The organism is Bacteroides sp. (assembly GCA_036351255.1).
Taxonomy (GTDB): domain Bacteria; phylum Bacteroidota; class Bacteroidia; order Bacteroidales; family UBA7960; genus UBA7960.
In genome coordinates this window covers 18,260-35,064 of the sequence record JAZBOS010000091.1, presented here as the reverse complement: position 1 = coordinate 35,064, position 16,805 = coordinate 18,260, and the positions used below count along the sequence as shown (strand labels likewise).

Here is a 16,805-nt window from a genome sequence, read left to right as displayed (position 1 = left end):
GCGGATTCCTGAGTTGATGCAGGAAGGGATATTTGAGCTGCCGGCCTACACCTTCAGTGGCGAGGTGCATCCGGCCATCAAGGTGGTCCAATGGCTGGGTTTTGATTATCCTACCATTATCTATCATCACGGCAACAATGAGAACCCCTTTGCTTTCAGGGAACACGCCAAAAACACCTTTTACCAGATCTTTATGAAATGGCCCCGGCGAATCCCTGCCAACCTGATCGTTGTGAGGGCGCCTTTTCACCACGGGAAACTCAAGCCCTTCCTGGAAAAAATGACCGAGTTAAATCATTTCATGACCATGATGGCGGTATCTGTCAGAATTACGGAGTGGGTGATTCGTCAGTTCAGACGCAGAAGTCAATCGGCCATTTTGGTTACAGGCCTGAGTCTTGGGGGTTGGGTTACCAATCTTCACCGAGCTTATTACAATTCAGCCCAGGCATATATCCCCATTATGGCGGGTGCGAAACTGGATGAGGTATTCCTGACTTCCTCCTACAGGAAATTAAGCGGGAAGCTGGCGCTTACACACCCTGAGATCATAAAGGAAAAGCTGTCCTTTTACAGCAAGTTCCGCAGGGTAACCACTTCCAACCTCTACCCCTTGCTGGCCCGTCACGACCAATACGTTGACTATTACGTTCAGAAACCTGCTTATAACGGTTTTCCCTTGAGGACCATCGACACCGGCCATATTACCGGAACTTTGCGCCCCTCCCTGTGTCGCGAGCACATCCTGGAGGTGCTTCAGATGCATTCCTGAATAGCCAAGCAATAACCTCAAAAACATTCACCATGAAAACCATTGCCACACCTGTTCCATTAAAGGAGCGGATCGTTCTGCTTGATGTTTTGCGCGGGCTGGCCATCTTTGGCATCCTGATGGTCAACATGCAGCTTTTCATCAAACCCATGAGCCACATGCTCCTGGGCTTCCAGGAAAGCGCTCCCTTGGCCGACCGTCTTTCGGTCATTTTTATCAAATTCTTTTTCGAGGGCAAGTTTTATGTGCTGTTTTCACTTCTATTTGGTTACGGGTCTTACCTGTTCATGCACAAAAGCACCGCTGAAGGCAGCAGCATTCTGCCCTTGTACCGACGCCGGATGTTTTTCCTCCTGATTTTTGGCATCCTGCATGTAGTGTTACTCTGGCCGGGCGATATCCTGGTGTTCTATGCCCTCTTCGGGTTTCTCCTGCTGGCATTTCGCAAGGTTTCTGATAAGGGTCTTTTGAAATGGACGGTATGGCTGATGATTATCCCTACGCTGATTACGGCCCTTTTTACCCTCTTGGTCAGTCTTATGCTTAAAATACCGGAGGCAGCCCAGGCCATGGAGGCCAATTTAGAAGGCAGCGCTGGCGTTTTTCAGGGCATTGCAGACAAGGCTTTTTCGGCTTACACCGAGGGCAGCTACAGAGAAATGGTGAGGATGCGACTGTACGAATATCAGGTTCTTTTACCGGGTGTTTTGTTCTTTTACCCGGTGGTGCTGGCCATGTTCCTGTTGGGGCACCTGGCGGCACGACAGGAACTGATGCGCGATCCGGGGGCTCATCTCCCCTTCTTCCGCAAAACAGCAGCCTGGGGTGCTGGCATCGGCTTCCCCATGAGCCTCCTTTTTGTGTTTACCTATATGAACATGAGTACCAGCCAAATGGACATATACCAGGTGCTTAACCTCTTGGCAATGGCTTTCGGAGGAGTTTCCCTCGGAATATTTTATCTGTCAATGGTGGTCATCCTGGTAAGCAAGGGAAATCTAAAGACTTTCAGCTACTGGCTGGCACCCGTTGGCAGGATGGCTTTGACCAACTATTTGCTGCAATCCATCATCTGCACCACTTTGTTTTACGCCTATGGTTTCGGGCTAATGGGCAAGTTAAACAGTTTGCATGGTATTGGGCTGGCCCTGCTGATCTTTGCCCTGCAGATTCCGTTCAGCTATGTTTGGCTCAAGCATTTCCATTTCGGGCCCTTTGAATGGCTGTGGCGAAGCCTGACCTACGGAAAAATACAGCCCATCAGAAAATAATCCAAGACCAAACAGAAATGGATCCCATTTTAAAGAAATTGCAATACAAAGGCCAACCGGAGGTATTTGTGCTGAAGGCACCGGCCTCATTTGAACCACAGATAAAAAGTTTTTCGGAACAGGCAAATGTATACCGGCAACTGGATGATGTCCGCGAGATGGATTATTTCGTGGTATTTCTCACCAAAAAGGAAGAAATCGACCATTTGACGCCCCAGATCGCTCCCTTGCTTAAGGGCGATGCGGTTTGCTGGATGTGTTATCCCAAGGGTAGTTCAAAGAAATACACCTGTGACTTCAACCGTGATACTGGCTGGGAGATCATGAAAAAGTATGATCTGGTCGGTGTCAGCCAGGTTGCCATTGACGAAGACTGGAGTGCCCTCCGGTTTCGCAGGCGGGAATACATCAAGACACTGACCAGAAAATTCGATACCCATTAAGGGCAGGGCTTAGCCAGGATAATGCAAGCCAGCGCCAGGACCCAGAGGAAGATCCAGGAGCACCCAACCGATCAGCAGCAATGACCACAGGATGGTAAAAGCTATGGTGTATGGCAGCATCGTTGATATAAGGGTACCGATACCGGCTTTCTTGTCGTATTTCTCAAAGTACACGATGATCAGTGCGAAGAAGCTCATCATGGGCGAGATGATATTGGTGACGCTGTCACCAATACGGTAAACCGCCTGTGACAATTCGGGGGAATAACCCAGGAGCATAAACATTGGAATAAACACAGGTCCCAGGATAGCCCATTTTGCTGAGGCGCTGCCCATGAACATGTTGATAAAGCCTGACAGCAGGATAAATAACAACAGCAGGGGGATCAGGCCCAGGTGCATTTCCTGCAGTACTGCAGCTCCCTTAACCGCAATCAAAAGGCCCAGGTTACTCCACTTGAAATAAGCTACAAACTGGGCCGCAAAAAACACCAGCACCATAAAGGCAGCCAGGGTTTTGAAACTGTCGACCATCCCCTTGACCACATCGGCATCCGATTTAAACTTGCCGGTGATAAAACCATAGACCACACCCATGGACCCTGCAAAGATAAAAAGAAAGCCAATAAACCCCTTTAAAAGCGGGGAGCGAAGCATTGAGTTTTCGGGTCCGCGCAGGAATCCATTCTCAGGTAAAAGGCCAATAAGCACCAGGGCCACCCAGACACCCATCACGATCAATACCCAGTTCAGAGCCTTACGTTCTTTGAGTTCCAGCGGCTGGAGGACTTCCGCCTTCACCTCTCCCTGGTAGGTTCCCAGACGAGGTTCTACAAAGCGTTCAGTAACCCAGGTTCCCGAAAGGGCGATGATAAAGGTGGAAGCCACCATGAAATAATAGTTGGCTGTAGGCAGCACATAATAGGTGTCATCGAGGATACGTGCCGCCTCGGTGGAAAGGCCTGCAAGCAAGGGATCAATGGTACCGATAAAGAGATTCGCGCTGAACCCCCCCGAAACACCTGCAAAAGCTGCAGCCATGCCTGCAATGGGGTGTCTTCCCACTGAATGAAAGATGATGCCCCCCAGGGGAATAATCAACACATATCCCAAGTCGGAAGCAATATTAGAAAGAATCCCGGCAAAAACCACTACAAAGGTAAGCAGCTTGGCAGGGGATTTGAGCACCATCAATCGAATGGCCGCACTAATTAATCCGCTGCTTTCTGCAATACCAATTCCAAGTAAGGCTACCATCACAATGCCAAGAGGAGCGAATCCGGTATAGTTATCCACCATCTCCAGAATAATGCGGTGTATTCCTTCTTTGGAAAGCAGGTTAACTGCCTTGATCTCTTCGCCGGTGGCAGGGTGAATGGCCGTCCAATCAAGCCAGTGGCCAATCAATGAGAGGAGCAGGGCAGAAATGGCCAGGAGGGCAAACAAACTGGCAGGGTGCGGCAGGGCGTTGCCTGCTTTCTCCACGAATCCGAGAAATCCGGAGAATTTGCTTTTCTTCTTGGTCATATTTCTTGGTTTTTGGACTTACAAAAACGTCTTTAATCAACCAGGTCGTAGCCGTGGTTTTTGCCTTTCTCAATGGCCGGAATACCCTCTTGCAGCCAAATGGGTGCGGGGGCTCCTTTCAGAAAATGATCGAAGAACTGATACATCCTGACGGAGAGATCCATGCGGTTGGGCCATTTGGTCAGGTTATGCGCTTCATCGTTATAAACCAGCAACCAGGCGGGTTTCGACAGCCTGCGCAGGGCCATGAAGAACTCAATCCCCTGATACCATGGAACGGCACCATCGGTGTCGTTGGCCATAATCAATAAGGGAGTCTCAATCTTATCGGCAAAAAACACCGGGGAATTCTCGATGTAGCGGAAAGGCTTCTCCCAAGGGGTACCCCCGATGCGGCTCTGGGTTTGTTCATACTGGAATTGCCTGCTTCGGCCACTTTCCCAGCGGATGCCGCCATAGGCGCTGATCATATTGCTGACGGGCGCTCCAGCCATGGCCGCCTTAAACAGGTTGGTTCGTGTCACCAGGTAAGCGATCTGGTAGCCACCCCAGCTTTGGCCCTGAAGTCCCATGTTCTCCCGGTCAATAAAGGGGTAGCGTTCAAGCATTGCCAGGGTTCCGCTCATGATGGCATTATAGGCACTCTCGCCAGGGAAGCCATCTTTGTAAGTGATGTCGGGGATAAAGATCACATACCCGTTGCTGGTGCAGTATGGCCGGTTAATGGTGGAACGGCTGGGGGCAGGAATGATATGCGAGTGCAGGCCGTCGGACGACTTTTCGTAAAAATAAACAAGTAAGGGATATTTCTTGTTGGGATCGAAGTCCTCCGGCAGGTAAAGCAGGCCCTGGAGCTTCTGGTGATCGAAATCAAGCCAGTCGACCAGTTGAACGCTGCCCCAGTAATAGCCATCCTGCTGGGGGTTGGCATCGGAGATGCGTACTTCACTGCTAAGGTTGGCATCGCCTGTCCATAGATTGCTGTATTCATTGAAGGTGGAGCGGCGCCAGATATAACGTTCGGCATTTTTGGCCTTCTGAAGCTGGCTGAAAGCAGCATCTTCAAACTTCAGGGTGGTGAGCTGGCCGTTTTCCAGAGCAAAGAAGCCATCCTGCTTATCAACAACATCAAAGCCTTCAAAAATCAGGCGATCATCCAGCCGGAAGAAGTACTCATCCGGATTAAGGTTCTGAATGCGGAAACGAATTTCATTTTCACGACCGTAGCCCTGGGTAAGGTTTTCAGGATTCTTCCTTCCCGCCGGGTCTATTTTCCAGATATCGAAGCGGTCATTGATCAGAATAAAGTCATCGTTTTCGGTCCATCCGCTGAAGCCATAGGGGCCGGCTTCAGCCGGCATATCATGATCTTCATCGTGGAATGCAAACGGAATACTGGCCGTAAGGCTTGAAGTGGTGCCCTTATCAATGTCATAAACCATCCATTGCCGCACCCCTCCATCAAACCAGGTAACATATTTCCCTGCAGGTGAAAGCATAGGCCTTGACCGCAGACCTTCCATGATAAGTTTGCGGCTGCCATCCAAAAGGTTCACCAGGTAAAGGTCACGGGATGCTGAGCCTGCCCAGCTGGATTCAATTTCATAAGGCAAGCTGGAGGAACCAAGTCCGTGGGTCAGATCGTTATCACGGTCAAGCATGAGATCGGGCATATCCTCATCGGCAAGCTGGACAAATTTTTGCTGGCGTATATGATACACTGCCAGATAGTTGCGGTTGCGATCGCGACGAAGGCTGGAAAGCTGCTGCGTATGGAGCACCGGTTCTTGCCAGTGCCAGAGGTCAAGGGAATAGCGTTCTTCGGGGAGGAGGGTGTCTTTCTCTTCAGTAACAGGAGCGGGGGCAGTGCCCAGGAAAAGTCGCTGGCCATTTTTAGAGAAATAGGGCTTGCGGTTTTCATTGGGACTATAATCGGCGGGCATGCCCTGGGTGTCGCGGTCGATAATTTCTTCAAGTCGGTTACGTCTTTGCTCCCAGAGCCACAAGCCATAGACTTTAGCATCACCAGTATCGGTGCTGTGAAGCCAGGCAAGCTGGGAACCGGCAAAATCTACATTCAACTCCCTGATCTCCCCTTCACGTTCATCTATAACGTTCTCAAGCTGAGACTGGGTTTCGAATACGACCACCTTCTTTTGCTTCAAGGTATCACCCTGGTTGATCTCAGCAACCCCTGCTACAAGATTCCCCTGGGGGGAGATCAGGTATTCGCCGATGTCATTGATTTGATGAAGGGTCCCGTCAAGCGGATTGAATACAAAGAGGTTCTTGGTCTTGGGGGGTTCCTTTACTTCCAGTGAGTCTGCCGGAGGATCCTGGTCCTCAGGCTCAGGTTCAGTGCTCCTTCTCCGGTTGTTTTCACCGGCGGTATTGTCAATATGATATACCATCCAGTCAGATGGTTCTTCGGGCAGTGCGAAAGTCACCGGGCCGGCAAACTTCTCAAGGGAGCGATCGGAGAACCTGAAGATACCCAGGGAATCGGAGGGCATTTCCTCTTTTTTCTTTTTATCAACCTTGGCCTGCCGCACCACGGCTTGCTGAGGCTTGATATAAAAAGCGACATAGCCATTTGCTGGAGAGACGGAAGCCCGGTAGCCGCGGGGCACACGAACTTCTTCTCCACTTCCAAAGTGGTAGATCACCAGTGTACCATCACCGTCCTGGGGGTTCACCTCATAGACCAGCCATTGTCCGTCGGGCGAGAGCTGCTGGCCCGAAATGGTATTCCAAATGGCATAATCATCGTGAGAAAGCCGTTTTTTCTCCTGTGCAGAAGCAAGGAAAACGAATGACAAAGCAAAAAACAAGATTATACTTGCCCGAAATTTCATGGTTGTAGTTTTTTAGGGTTAAAAATCGGGCCCTAAAATATAAAAAAATCATGAAAACGGCAGCAATAAATGAAAAGCTAACGCGGGTCAATCGTCGAGTTTCACATCTTCCAACTCAGCATCCTCGTCAATATCGTCGTCTTCGTCGCGATCGTAGTCGTCCTTGTCGTCATCTTCCATCTCGTCCCCATCTTCGGGGGATGGCTTAAATATTTCAGACTTAATGGAGGAAGCTTTCTTTACATCGCGCAGACCTTCTTCGCGCTTGTTGGATTCGAGGTAGGCGTCAGCGCGCGCCAAAATGGCATTCAGGTTTTTGGGGTCGAGTTTAATGGCTGTACTCAGGAACTCGATGGCTTTCTTATACTCTTTTCGCATCAAGGCCACCATGCCTTTCCCAGTCCAACCTTCAGGACATGATTTATCAATATCAATAGCCTTCTCAAAGGCCCTCAGGGCTTCATCGTAATCTTTCATCAACAGGTAAACCCCGCCCAAATCCAACCAGGCTTCCAGATTTTCTTCTGTCAAGCTGATGGCCTTCTCCAGGTCTTTTACGGCATCCTTATACTTTTCCTCGGCGCCGCGCAGTAAACCCCTGACATGATAAGCCCGGTGATCCTTGCTGTCGAGTTTGTTCATGGAGGCCAAATCTTTTAGTGAGGCCTCGAAATCATCTGACCGGAAAAGGCAGCATGCCCTTCCATAGAGCGCTTCGATATTCTCGGGTTCTTTATCAAGCAAATCTGAAAACATCTCACCAGAGCCTTCAAAATCTTTTTTGAAGAACTTTTGCCAGGCCTTTTCCAGAAAACTGTTCTGTTCTTGTGGGTTGGTTTTGTTCATTTCAGGCTGAATACGTATCATCTAATAAAAATACAAAACAATTTGGACAGAGTCAATGCATATTCCCGCAAAAAAACGCATGGGAGAAACCAGGTTTGACCGGTTCAAATATAATCAACCTATTGAAAAGGAAAAAAAATAAGGAGAAATTTAAAAAAGAGGAAAGGATTCAATTTCCCCGAAGCAATGGCAAGCGGGATTTTGTTACTTTTGAAGAAAAAGGGATATGTGCGGAATTGTAGGATTCTTTTCACGGAAGAGTTGGCTGTCAGAGGGAGACTTGCGGCGAATGATCGGGTCGGTAGCCCACCGGGGGCCAGATGCAGAAGGCTCGTTTCTGGAAGACTCTGTTGGATTAGGGCACCGTAGGCTTAGCATCATTGATCTTTCGAAGGCTGCCAATCAGCCCATGTATTCGCATTGCGGCCGCTATGTGATGGTATACAATGGTGAGATCTATAATTTCCGCGAGATCCTGGAAGAAATCGTTAAAGAACAACCCGATTTTGTCCTAAAAACGAGTTCCGACTCTGAGGTGATCATTCAAGCATTCGCTTTGTGGGGAAAAGCCTTTACCTCGCGTCTTAACGGGATGTTTGCCATTGCCATTTATGACCGGCAGGCGCACAAGCTATTCCTCTTCCGCGACCGCATGGGCATTAAGCCTCTTTATTATTATTACGATGGCGAACATTTTGCCTTTGCCTCCGAGCTAAGGGGACTGATGGCCGTTTCGGACATCAAGGAAAAGTTGAGCCTGAACCGGCAGGCTGTGGCCCTGTTCCTGCACCTGGGTTATATCCCCTCGCCCATAAGTATTTTTAATGAGGTTAAAAAATTCCCTGCAGGAAATCTGGCCACCGTTGACAAGGATGGTATAAGCATCACACCGTGGTGGCAGCCTTCGGCAAAGATTGAATCCTCAGTGATCTTTGATGAAGGCGAAGCCCTGGAACGTTTTGAAGATTTACTCAAAAGTTCGGTTCGGTATCGCTTAATTTCCGACGTCCCCTACGGCGCTTTCCTCAGCGGTGGTATCGACTCAAGCCTGGTAACCGCCATTGCTCAGCAGGAAAATCAGGAACCCCTGAGCACCTTTACCATTGGTTTTCCTGAGACTAAATACAACGAGGCCGACTTTGCCCGGACCATGGCAGCCCACCTGGGCACCCGCCACAATGAGTTTATCGTGACCGAGCAGGAAGCCCTTGAATGGCTGCCTACCTTTTTCGACACCTACGACGAGCCCTTTGCCGATTCATCAGGTATCCCCACCCTGCTGGTGGCCCATATGGCACGAAAGCAGGTCACCATGATCCTGACGGGGGATGGCGGCGATGAGCTTTTCATGGGTTACGGCGCTTACAAATGGGCCGAAAGACTGGGGAGCAACTATCCACTCTTTTTGCGCAACGCGGCAGCCGGGCTGCTTGAGAAAGGCAACCTGCGGAGCAAACGCGCCGCCATGCTGTTCCGCTATCCCGACATGGAGCACTTTAAGAGTCATATCTTCAGCCAGGAACAGTACTTCTTCTCGGGCAATGAAGTGGAAGACCTGCTGCTTGAGGTGGATGACCTTCCGGCCATGCAGGAAACCTTTCCCAGCCTGCTGCGCAGCCTGCGGCCTGCTGAACAACAGGCCCTGTTCGATCTGCATTACTACCTCCCCGACGACCTCCTGGTCAAGGTAGATCGTGCCACTATGGCCCACGCCCTCGAGGCCAGGGTACCCCTGCTGGATTACCGCATCGTGGAATTTGCCCTGAACCTCGACTACAAGCTAAAGGTAAAAAACGGGCAGACTAAATGGCTGATGCGGCAACTGCTCAAGAAATATGTTCCCTCAGAACTGTTTGAAAGGCCCAAATGGGGCTTTGCCATCCCCTTGCTGAAATGGCTCCAAAACGACCTGAAATTCCTGGCCGATGAGCATCTTTCGGAGGAGGCCATTAAAAAGACCGGAATCCTGAATCCCGAAGAGGTGAAAAAACTGCTTCACGAATTTTATGTGCAGGGAAAAACATACCTGTACCAGCGAGTCTGGGCTTTGATCGTACTGCAACGGTGGCTGGAAAACAACCCACTTAAGAAAAACCTAACATAAGATTAATGATTCCCTAACAAAAGGTTAACCGCGATTTAACAATCTGGTAACCTATGGTCCTTAGCTTTGTACAAATAACACCAATTAAACAAAAATGCTAAGGATCAGGACGTTACTTTTATCAATAATTTTATTTTCGGCCTTGTTTGGCCATGCTTCAACCCATTCTTCTGAACCCGAATCTGCAGACCCCACCCGGGGAAGCATCAGCGGCAAAGTTGTGGATCAGAAAACCGGAGAAACCATTATCGGGGCCAATGTAATCATTGAAGGAACCATTATTGGGGCGGCGACAGATCTCAACGGCAATTTCCGCATCGAGAACCTCAGTCCTGGAACCTATAACATACAGGTTTCCTTTATCTCCTACGAGCCGGTCATCATTGAAGGCGTGTTGGTGGAAGCCACTAAAAATGCCCGTCTGAATGTGGTACTTGTCGAAAGGGAAATGAACATTGAAGGGGTGCAGGTAACAGCCCGCAGGGTTACGCACACCGAAATGTCGCTCATTACCTCCATCAGGACAAGTAACCTTGTAGTCAGCGGTATTTCGGCCCAGCAGATCAGCCGCTCGCAGGACAGCGACGCTGCAGCAGTGATAAAAAGGATCCCTGGGGTCACCCTGGTGGACAACCGTTTTATAATGGTACGCGGGCTGAGCGAGCGTTACAATGCCAGCATGCTGCACGAGACTTACGCTCCCAGTATGGAAACTGATGTACGGTCCTTTTCTTTTGATATCATCCCCAGCAACCTGGTCGACCGGATCATGATCTACAAAAGCCCCTCGGCTGACCTTCCCGGTGATTTTGCGGGCGGCGTCATCAGGGTATATACCAAAAGCATCCCCGATGAGAATGGACTGCAGGTCTCTTATTCCGGCGGTTATGACCCAGAAGCCAGCTTCCGGGAGTTCCAGAGCCAGAATAACGGCAAGTGGCACTGGCTGGGTTTCAACGACAACACCCATTCGCTGCCAGACGGTTTTCCCGAAAACCTCCGCGCCATTGCCAACAACCAGCAAGCGATAAATCAGGCTGGGCAAGCCTTGAGCAATAACTGGGTCCCGGAAAGTTCGACCAGCAATTTGAATCACAGCCTGCATATATCAGGAGGATATAGTTTCAACCTTGGAAGGGTTAAAATAGGAAATATCAGCGCTGTTTCATACAACAACAGCAGGTCAGTCGACAATGTCGACCGGGCCGACTTCAATGCCTACGACCTGGAGATGGAGCGCAAGTCGTTTATCTATAGCTTTAATGATGAGAAAAACGCACAGAATATCCGTACCAGCCTGATGCACAACTGGTCGGCTCAATTGGGCAAGGGTCACACCATTGAACTGAAAAACCAGTTTTATCAGCTCAGCAACTCAGAATACGTGCTTCGAACGGGGCCGCATTACGACTTCAACTTTAACGCCAGCAACCACTCGTTCCAGCAAATATACCGGGGTCTTTATTCAGGTCAGCTGACGGGTTCCCACGAATTTCTTGAAGGCAAAACCACCATGAACTGGACTGCCGGTTACGGTTACTCTTTCCGCGAAGAGCCCGACTACCGCAGGTACCGTTCCGACCTCGACACCATCACCGGACATACCACGCTTTACGTTCCCTTTGGAGCCGCAGCAGCCTATTTCCTTGGCAGGTTTTATTCTGAGATGGAGGAAAACAACCTTACCGCATCCCTCAACCTGACCCACCGCCTGTCTTTTGATCGTTTCCCGGGTTTTGTCCCTGAATTCAGTGCGGGGTTCTTCTATGAAGACAAGGACCGTTTTTTCAACTCAAGGAACCTTGGTTACGTGAGGGCCAATACCATGCAGTTCGACCAGAACCTGCTGGATAGCAGCATCGATTATCTGTTCCAGCCCGAAAACATCAACACCAGCACTGGGATCAAGATCGACGAACAAACCAACCCCTCCGACTCTTACACGGCCTTCAATACCCTGAAAGCAGGTTATGCGATGCTCACCCTCCCCCTCAGCCAGAAGATCAAACTGATCAGTGGCTTACGGGTCGAGAACAACCGCCAGAGCATGCACAGCTTTTCCCTCAGCAACCAACCCATTGATGTAATTTATCCCGTAACAAGCTGGCTTCCCTCAGCCAACCTGACCTATAACTTTAACAGTAAAATGCTGGTAAGGGCAGCCTACGGGAAGACCCTTAACCGGCCCGAGTTTCGCGAGCTGGCTCCCTTTGGCTTTTACGACTTCAGCTTTAACCTGGTCAAAAAAGGTAACGAATACCTGCAGACCGCCTATATCCACAATGCCGATGTGCGTTGGGAATACTACCCATCGGCCGGAGAGTCCATCTCATTCGGGATGTTTTATAAATACTTCATCAACCCCATCGAGTCGAAGTTCATTGACGGCGGCGGATCGGGGGGCATCAAGACCTTTAGCTACGAAAATGCAGAGAGCGCCATCAGCCAGGGTGTGGAAACAGAGATTCGTAAATCGCTGGAAGGATTCACCGGGATCCCTTTCATCGACGACCTGAGCATCCTTTTCAATGCCGCCGTTATCAAAAGCAATGTCACCCTTGGCAAAGCCGGTGAAGGGCAGCAGGTCACTGACCGCTCGATGCAGGGCCAATCGCCCTTTATTGTCAATGCAGGACTGTATTACCGGAATGAAAAGCACGACCTGATGGTCAACCTGCTTTACAACATCGTGGGCCAGCGGATATTCATCATCGGTTATCACAGCTATCCCGACATTTACGAGATGCCCCGCAACCAAATCGACCTGACCATTTCGAAAAGCATCGGCAACAGGCTGGATTTCAAATTCGGTGTCCGCGACATGCTCAACCAACCCATTGTGCTGATGCAGGATGCCAACCAGGACGGCATTTTTGATATGGAAAAAGACCAGGTCATCCAAAAATTCCAACCCGGTGCACGTTTCTCCCTGGGTATTTCCTATAAACTTTAGGTTCCCTTCAACCCTTTCCCCTCTGTGATCCATCCCTTGTGTTTGCCATTTCCTAAAGAAATGGCACCATTAGGGATGGGATTCGGAGGGGATTCTTTTTAAAATCACACCTTTTCAGGAAGGTGTCAGATTCAAGGTTCAGACGTAGTTCAGACGTAGTTAACACGTAGTTCAGACGTAGTTCAGACGTAGTTAACACGTAGTTCAGACGTAGTTCAGACGTGCATACACGTTTAAACTACGTCTGAAGTACGTCTAAGATACGTCTGATCTTTGTTTAAAATCCTTTTCTGGTACGAACCAAATGTGGAATAGCCGGGGGATTGGAAACCATCTTCAGGAGGTAACCTTCGCTTAACGTATTCATAACATAAAGGTTATAAACCCTTAATAATGAATTAACGGGCCTGGGATAATTTTGCTTCAGAAATTAATTGGAAAATTGTAACCCATTTTAATAAATCAGAAACATGAAAAGAAAATCAAACAAGATCATTCACCAGGCCATTAAAACCTTTGGAATAATGGCCCTGGTCGTTTTTTCAGGCCTGATCCTGTCATCCTGCGAGAAGGATGAAGAGCTCAAGCCGGTGCCTGTTATTTCACTCAGTACGCCTTCGGCCATCAATGCCGCCGGAGAAGAGGTCAGCACCACGCTTTCGATCACCGCTCCCGAGGGGATCAAGTCGCTGAATATCCTTAAGAATGGCGTTCCTGAGCCGGCTGTAGCTTTCAACGGGGAAACCAGCCTTGACTATGAATACAAATACACCGTTGAGAACCTACCCATTGGAAGTGTGATCAATATTTCCTTCACCGCCATCGACACGAAGGACCGCCCTTCTGATATCCAGATTTTTTCAGTCACTGTGGCTTCCAAAGCCATTGTTGAAGTACCTGAAGGCAATATCAGCGGGACCGAGACCTGGACTGCCAACAAGATTTACCGCTTAAATGGCTTTGTAAGGGTTCCTGAAGGGGCCAAGCTGTACATTGAGCCGGGGACACTGATCATTGGCGATCGTGAGTCTAAGGGCACCCTGATCGTCCAGATGGGTGGACAGATCTTTGCGGAAGGTACGGAAGAACATCCCATTGTTATGACCTCTGAGAATGCGCCAGGTTTCCGTGAGCCGGGAGACTGGGGCGGGCTGGTGATCTGCGGCCGTGCGCCCAACAACATTACCGCTTCCACCGGGCTGCCTGTAGAGCTTGAAGGCGGTTACGGTGGTTTCCACGGTGGCGATATCCCCAATGACAACTCTGGCGTGATCCGCTACGTACGTATTGAATATGCCGGGATTCCCATCAACCCCAACGAAGAAGTCAACAGCCTGACATTGGGCAGCGTGGGTTCGGAAACGACCATCGAATATGTGATGGCTTCCTACGGGCTGGATGACGCTTTTGAATGGTTCGGAGGCACGGTGAATGCCAAATACCTGGTGGCTAACCGTAACCTGGACGATGACTTTGATGTGGACCTGGGCTTTTCAGGTAAGGTGCAGTTTGCCGTTTCTGTAAGGGGCGCTGCACTGGCCGACCAGTCGGGATCGAATGGCTTTGAAGTGGACAACAACGGTTCGGGAAGCGCTGCCGAGCCTTTCACCTCGGGTGTATTTGCCAATATCAGCATGATTGGCCCAAAACAAGACCGCGAGACCCCCATCAGTCTTCAATTCCAGCACGCTGCTCAACTCAGGAGGAATTCGCGCATCAGCATTTACAACAGTTATATGACCGGTTATCCCAATGGCCTTTACATTGATGACGACAAGGCCGGATCGGGACAAGCAGCCCTCGATGGGCACCTTCAGATCCGCAACCTTCACCTTGCCGGGGTGAACCACTGGGGCGGGAATGGTTATGGCTCGGAAGGCACTGCTTTTGAAGGCGCTCCTGCCAATGGAGCCCAGCATCCCAACAATCCAAGAGGAGTGGCGCTGAAAAGCCATGCCAACTTCCCCGGAGGACAGGAAGCCTATGAGACCTGGTTCGGCACGGAAGACTTCAATAACCATTTGGTAAGCAAATGGGAAGACCTTGGCATCCAGGCATCCTCGTTTGAACTGGGAGCACCTGCATTTACACCTGCCGGAAGCAGCCCGCTGCTGAACGGCGCCCGCTGGACCAACACGCCAAAAGCCGACGATTTCTTCGAAAAAGTTACATTTGTCGGTGCCTTTGGAGATACCGACTGGACCCAGGGCTGGGGCGAGTGGAACTGCCACATTGTTGAGTATTATTAATAACCATATTTTCCTTTGCAAAAAGTCGGGAAGCCATTCCCGGCTTTTTGCTTTTTAATCAGGAATGCCATGCAAAAACAACAATTTTTTATCCTGGTAATCATAGCCCTTACATTGTCTGCCTGCGGGTTGCAGGGGGAGAAAGAGCAGCCTGTTGAGCCCACAGGGATGGAACTGTATGATCCCGAAAATTACTTTTCGCGGCAGGAAGGAGACAGCCTGATCATTGAACTGGCCACCTATATTGGGGTAAAGCCAGGCGGGGCAACCAGCAAGACCCGTTTTGAGCCCCGTTTCCGCAGCTATTATAAAGAATATTCGAAACAGTTCAGGATGTTGTTTTTGCATAAAACCGGAGAGGGATGGCACTATTATTATCTGCTTCGTCCTGCCAGGGATTTACAGGGGAACAATAGGGGTGTAGGGGGAAAGTTTCTCATAATCAACGGACAAATTACCGCCTTTGAAGAACTCTTCAATACCCCTGCAGGGGATGCGCAAACCCTGGAAGAAATCGGGAAAATCCTCTTCTCTGAGCTGGTTGAAAAAGAAAATGTTGATGGATACCTTGGCAAAAAGCAATACATCCAGTGGCCAGACGAAAGGCTGAAATATGATAAGGTGCTTCACGAATGGCGTTATGATGCACAATAAAAAAAGCCCTGGAAGATTCCGGGGCTTTTTCATGGAAAACAAAACCGGGGGATTATTCAACTTAGTCGGGACAAGGTAACATCTTAGGTTTCTTATTAGGCGGGCCCTGGTTAAAGTGGTAAATCAGGGAAATCTCGTGAGAGCCGCCGGTAGAGTTGATCAGTCGTGAAACTGTCATATCATAACTGTATCCAATGCGGAAATTATTCGTTCGCAGGCCAATCATGGCCACTACGGCATCGTTATTGAAGAGTCCGTGGACATGGTTGTTAAAGATGGGTATTCCCCTGTAAAGAACTCCGAGTGAGATGGGGTTAATACTCCAGTAGATTCCGACGTCCAGCTGATTGTATTTTCCCTGGTTACGGTAAAGCGCGGCAAGGGAAATGCTTTCACCCCGGTCGCCCATCAAGTCGCCCCCGAAATCAAAGCGGTAACCTCCAAAGATGGAGAGTTTCATGGGCACCCTGCTTTTCTGACCTTCCACCATGGTTTGATTGGGTCGCATCAGGTGATCTACGGTAACACCCCCCCAGGCAATTCTTGAATAAGCCATCACGGAAGCGGCCGCATCAAAATAGCCAATGTGTTCAATAGGCACCACAGGGTTAAAGGTGGTTTGATTGTGATCCCCATTCAGGTTAAGCTGGTCGCCAAAGGTAAGCCGGTAAAAATCGAGCGAACGCTCGGAATAGCTGAAAGACACCCCGGGACGCATGGTCCAACGATGGTCAAGCTGAAAGTTATAAGAATACAGCAAGCTGGCGGTATTATTGGCCAAGTTTCCGGTGCCGGCCTGGTCACGGTTGATCAGGATTCCTGCTCCACTACGGTAGTTGTGGAAATAATGATCGAAGGAGAATGCGTATGTAACAAAAGCCCCGGGAATCGAGGGCCACTGGTTTCGGTAATTCATCACCACCCGGCTGCCGTCGGTACCGCCCGTAAAAGAAGGGGCGATAAACAGGGGTGCCGCATAAAACTGGGAGAACTGCGGGTCCTGTGCTTTCAACGGAACAACTCCCGGTCCATTCACCATCAGGGCCAGGAGCAGGATTCCCGGTATCAGGCTCAGGCGGTATGTTTTTCGTCTGTTTTCCATGAGTTTAAACTTAAAGCGTGTAATATTCC

Annotated in this window: 11 protein-coding genes; 7 read left to right on the top strand and 4 right to left on the bottom strand. The window is 49.7% G+C overall.

What is annotated here, in order from left to right; all coding sequences use genetic code 11:
• From V2I46_08775 to V2I46_08765, 3 genes are all read left to right on the top strand, one after another.
• Positions 1 to 772: hypothetical protein (locus V2I46_08775; protein ID MEE4177589.1), on the top strand; the 772-nt coding region annotated here is incomplete at its 5' end.
• A 32-nt stretch (positions 773 to 804) separates the two neighbouring features.
• Entirely contained in the window at positions 805 to 2,043 is a 1,239-nt protein-coding gene (locus V2I46_08770; protein MEE4177588.1) for a DUF418 domain-containing protein, read from the top strand.
• Positions 2,044 to 2,060: 17 nt separating this feature from the next.
• Entirely contained in the window at positions 2,061 to 2,486 is a 426-nt protein-coding gene (locus V2I46_08765; protein ID MEE4177587.1) for a hypothetical protein, read from the top strand.
• A 9-nt stretch (positions 2,487 to 2,495) separates the two neighbouring features.
• On the opposite strand, the gene V2I46_08760 is transcribed toward V2I46_08765, so the two are convergent.
• The 3 genes from V2I46_08760 to V2I46_08750 form a co-directional block, all read right to left on the bottom strand.
• On the bottom strand, positions 2,496 to 4,013 hold the full coding sequence (locus V2I46_08760) for an AbgT family transporter (protein ID MEE4177586.1): 1,518 nt from the start codon (positions 4,011 to 4,013) through the stop codon (positions 2,496 to 2,498).
• 32 nt (positions 4,014 to 4,045) lie between these two features.
• On the bottom strand, positions 4,046 to 6,868 hold the full coding sequence (locus tag V2I46_08755; GenBank protein ID MEE4177585.1) for a prolyl oligopeptidase family serine peptidase: 2,823 nt from the start codon (positions 6,866 to 6,868) through the stop codon (positions 4,046 to 4,048).
• Positions 6,869 to 6,955: 87 nt separating this feature from the next.
• Positions 6,956 to 7,714 (bottom strand): tetratricopeptide repeat protein, encoded by a 759-nt coding sequence (locus V2I46_08750; protein ID MEE4177584.1) that lies wholly within the window; start codon positions 7,712 to 7,714, stop codon positions 6,956 to 6,958.
• Between the two features lie 226 nt (positions 7,715 to 7,940).
• On the opposite strand from V2I46_08750, the gene asnB reads away from it, so the two are divergent.
• The 4 genes from asnB to V2I46_08730 all read left to right on the top strand — a co-directional run bounded on the left by asnB (position 7,941) and on the right by V2I46_08730 (position 15,674).
• A complete protein-coding gene (asnB, locus tag V2I46_08745) occupies positions 7,941 to 9,818 on the top strand; it encodes an asparagine synthase (glutamine-hydrolyzing) (GenBank protein MEE4177583.1) in 1,878 nt (625 codons plus the stop codon).
• 94 nt (positions 9,819 to 9,912) lie between these two features.
• Positions 9,913 to 12,771 (top strand): TonB-dependent receptor, encoded by a 2,859-nt coding sequence (locus V2I46_08740; protein ID MEE4177582.1) that lies wholly within the window; start codon positions 9,913 to 9,915, stop codon positions 12,769 to 12,771.
• A 470-nt stretch (positions 12,772 to 13,241) separates the two neighbouring features.
• Positions 13,242 to 15,020, top strand: a complete 1,779-nt coding sequence (locus tag V2I46_08735) for a hypothetical protein (GenBank protein ID MEE4177581.1) — start codon at positions 13,242 to 13,244, stop codon at positions 15,018 to 15,020.
• A 69-nt stretch (positions 15,021 to 15,089) separates the two neighbouring features.
• Positions 15,090 to 15,674, top strand: a complete 585-nt coding sequence (locus V2I46_08730; protein ID MEE4177580.1) for a hypothetical protein — start codon at positions 15,090 to 15,092, stop codon at positions 15,672 to 15,674.
• A 61-nt stretch (positions 15,675 to 15,735) separates the two neighbouring features.
• On the opposite strand, the gene V2I46_08725 is transcribed toward V2I46_08730, so the two are convergent.
• Positions 15,736 to 16,776 carry a type IX secretion system membrane protein PorP/SprF gene (locus V2I46_08725; protein ID MEE4177579.1) on the bottom strand — a complete coding sequence of 347 codons (1,041 nt, stop codon included), beginning with the start codon at positions 16,774 to 16,776 and terminating at the stop codon, positions 15,736 to 15,738.
• Positions 16,777 to 16,805 lie beyond the last annotated feature (29 nt).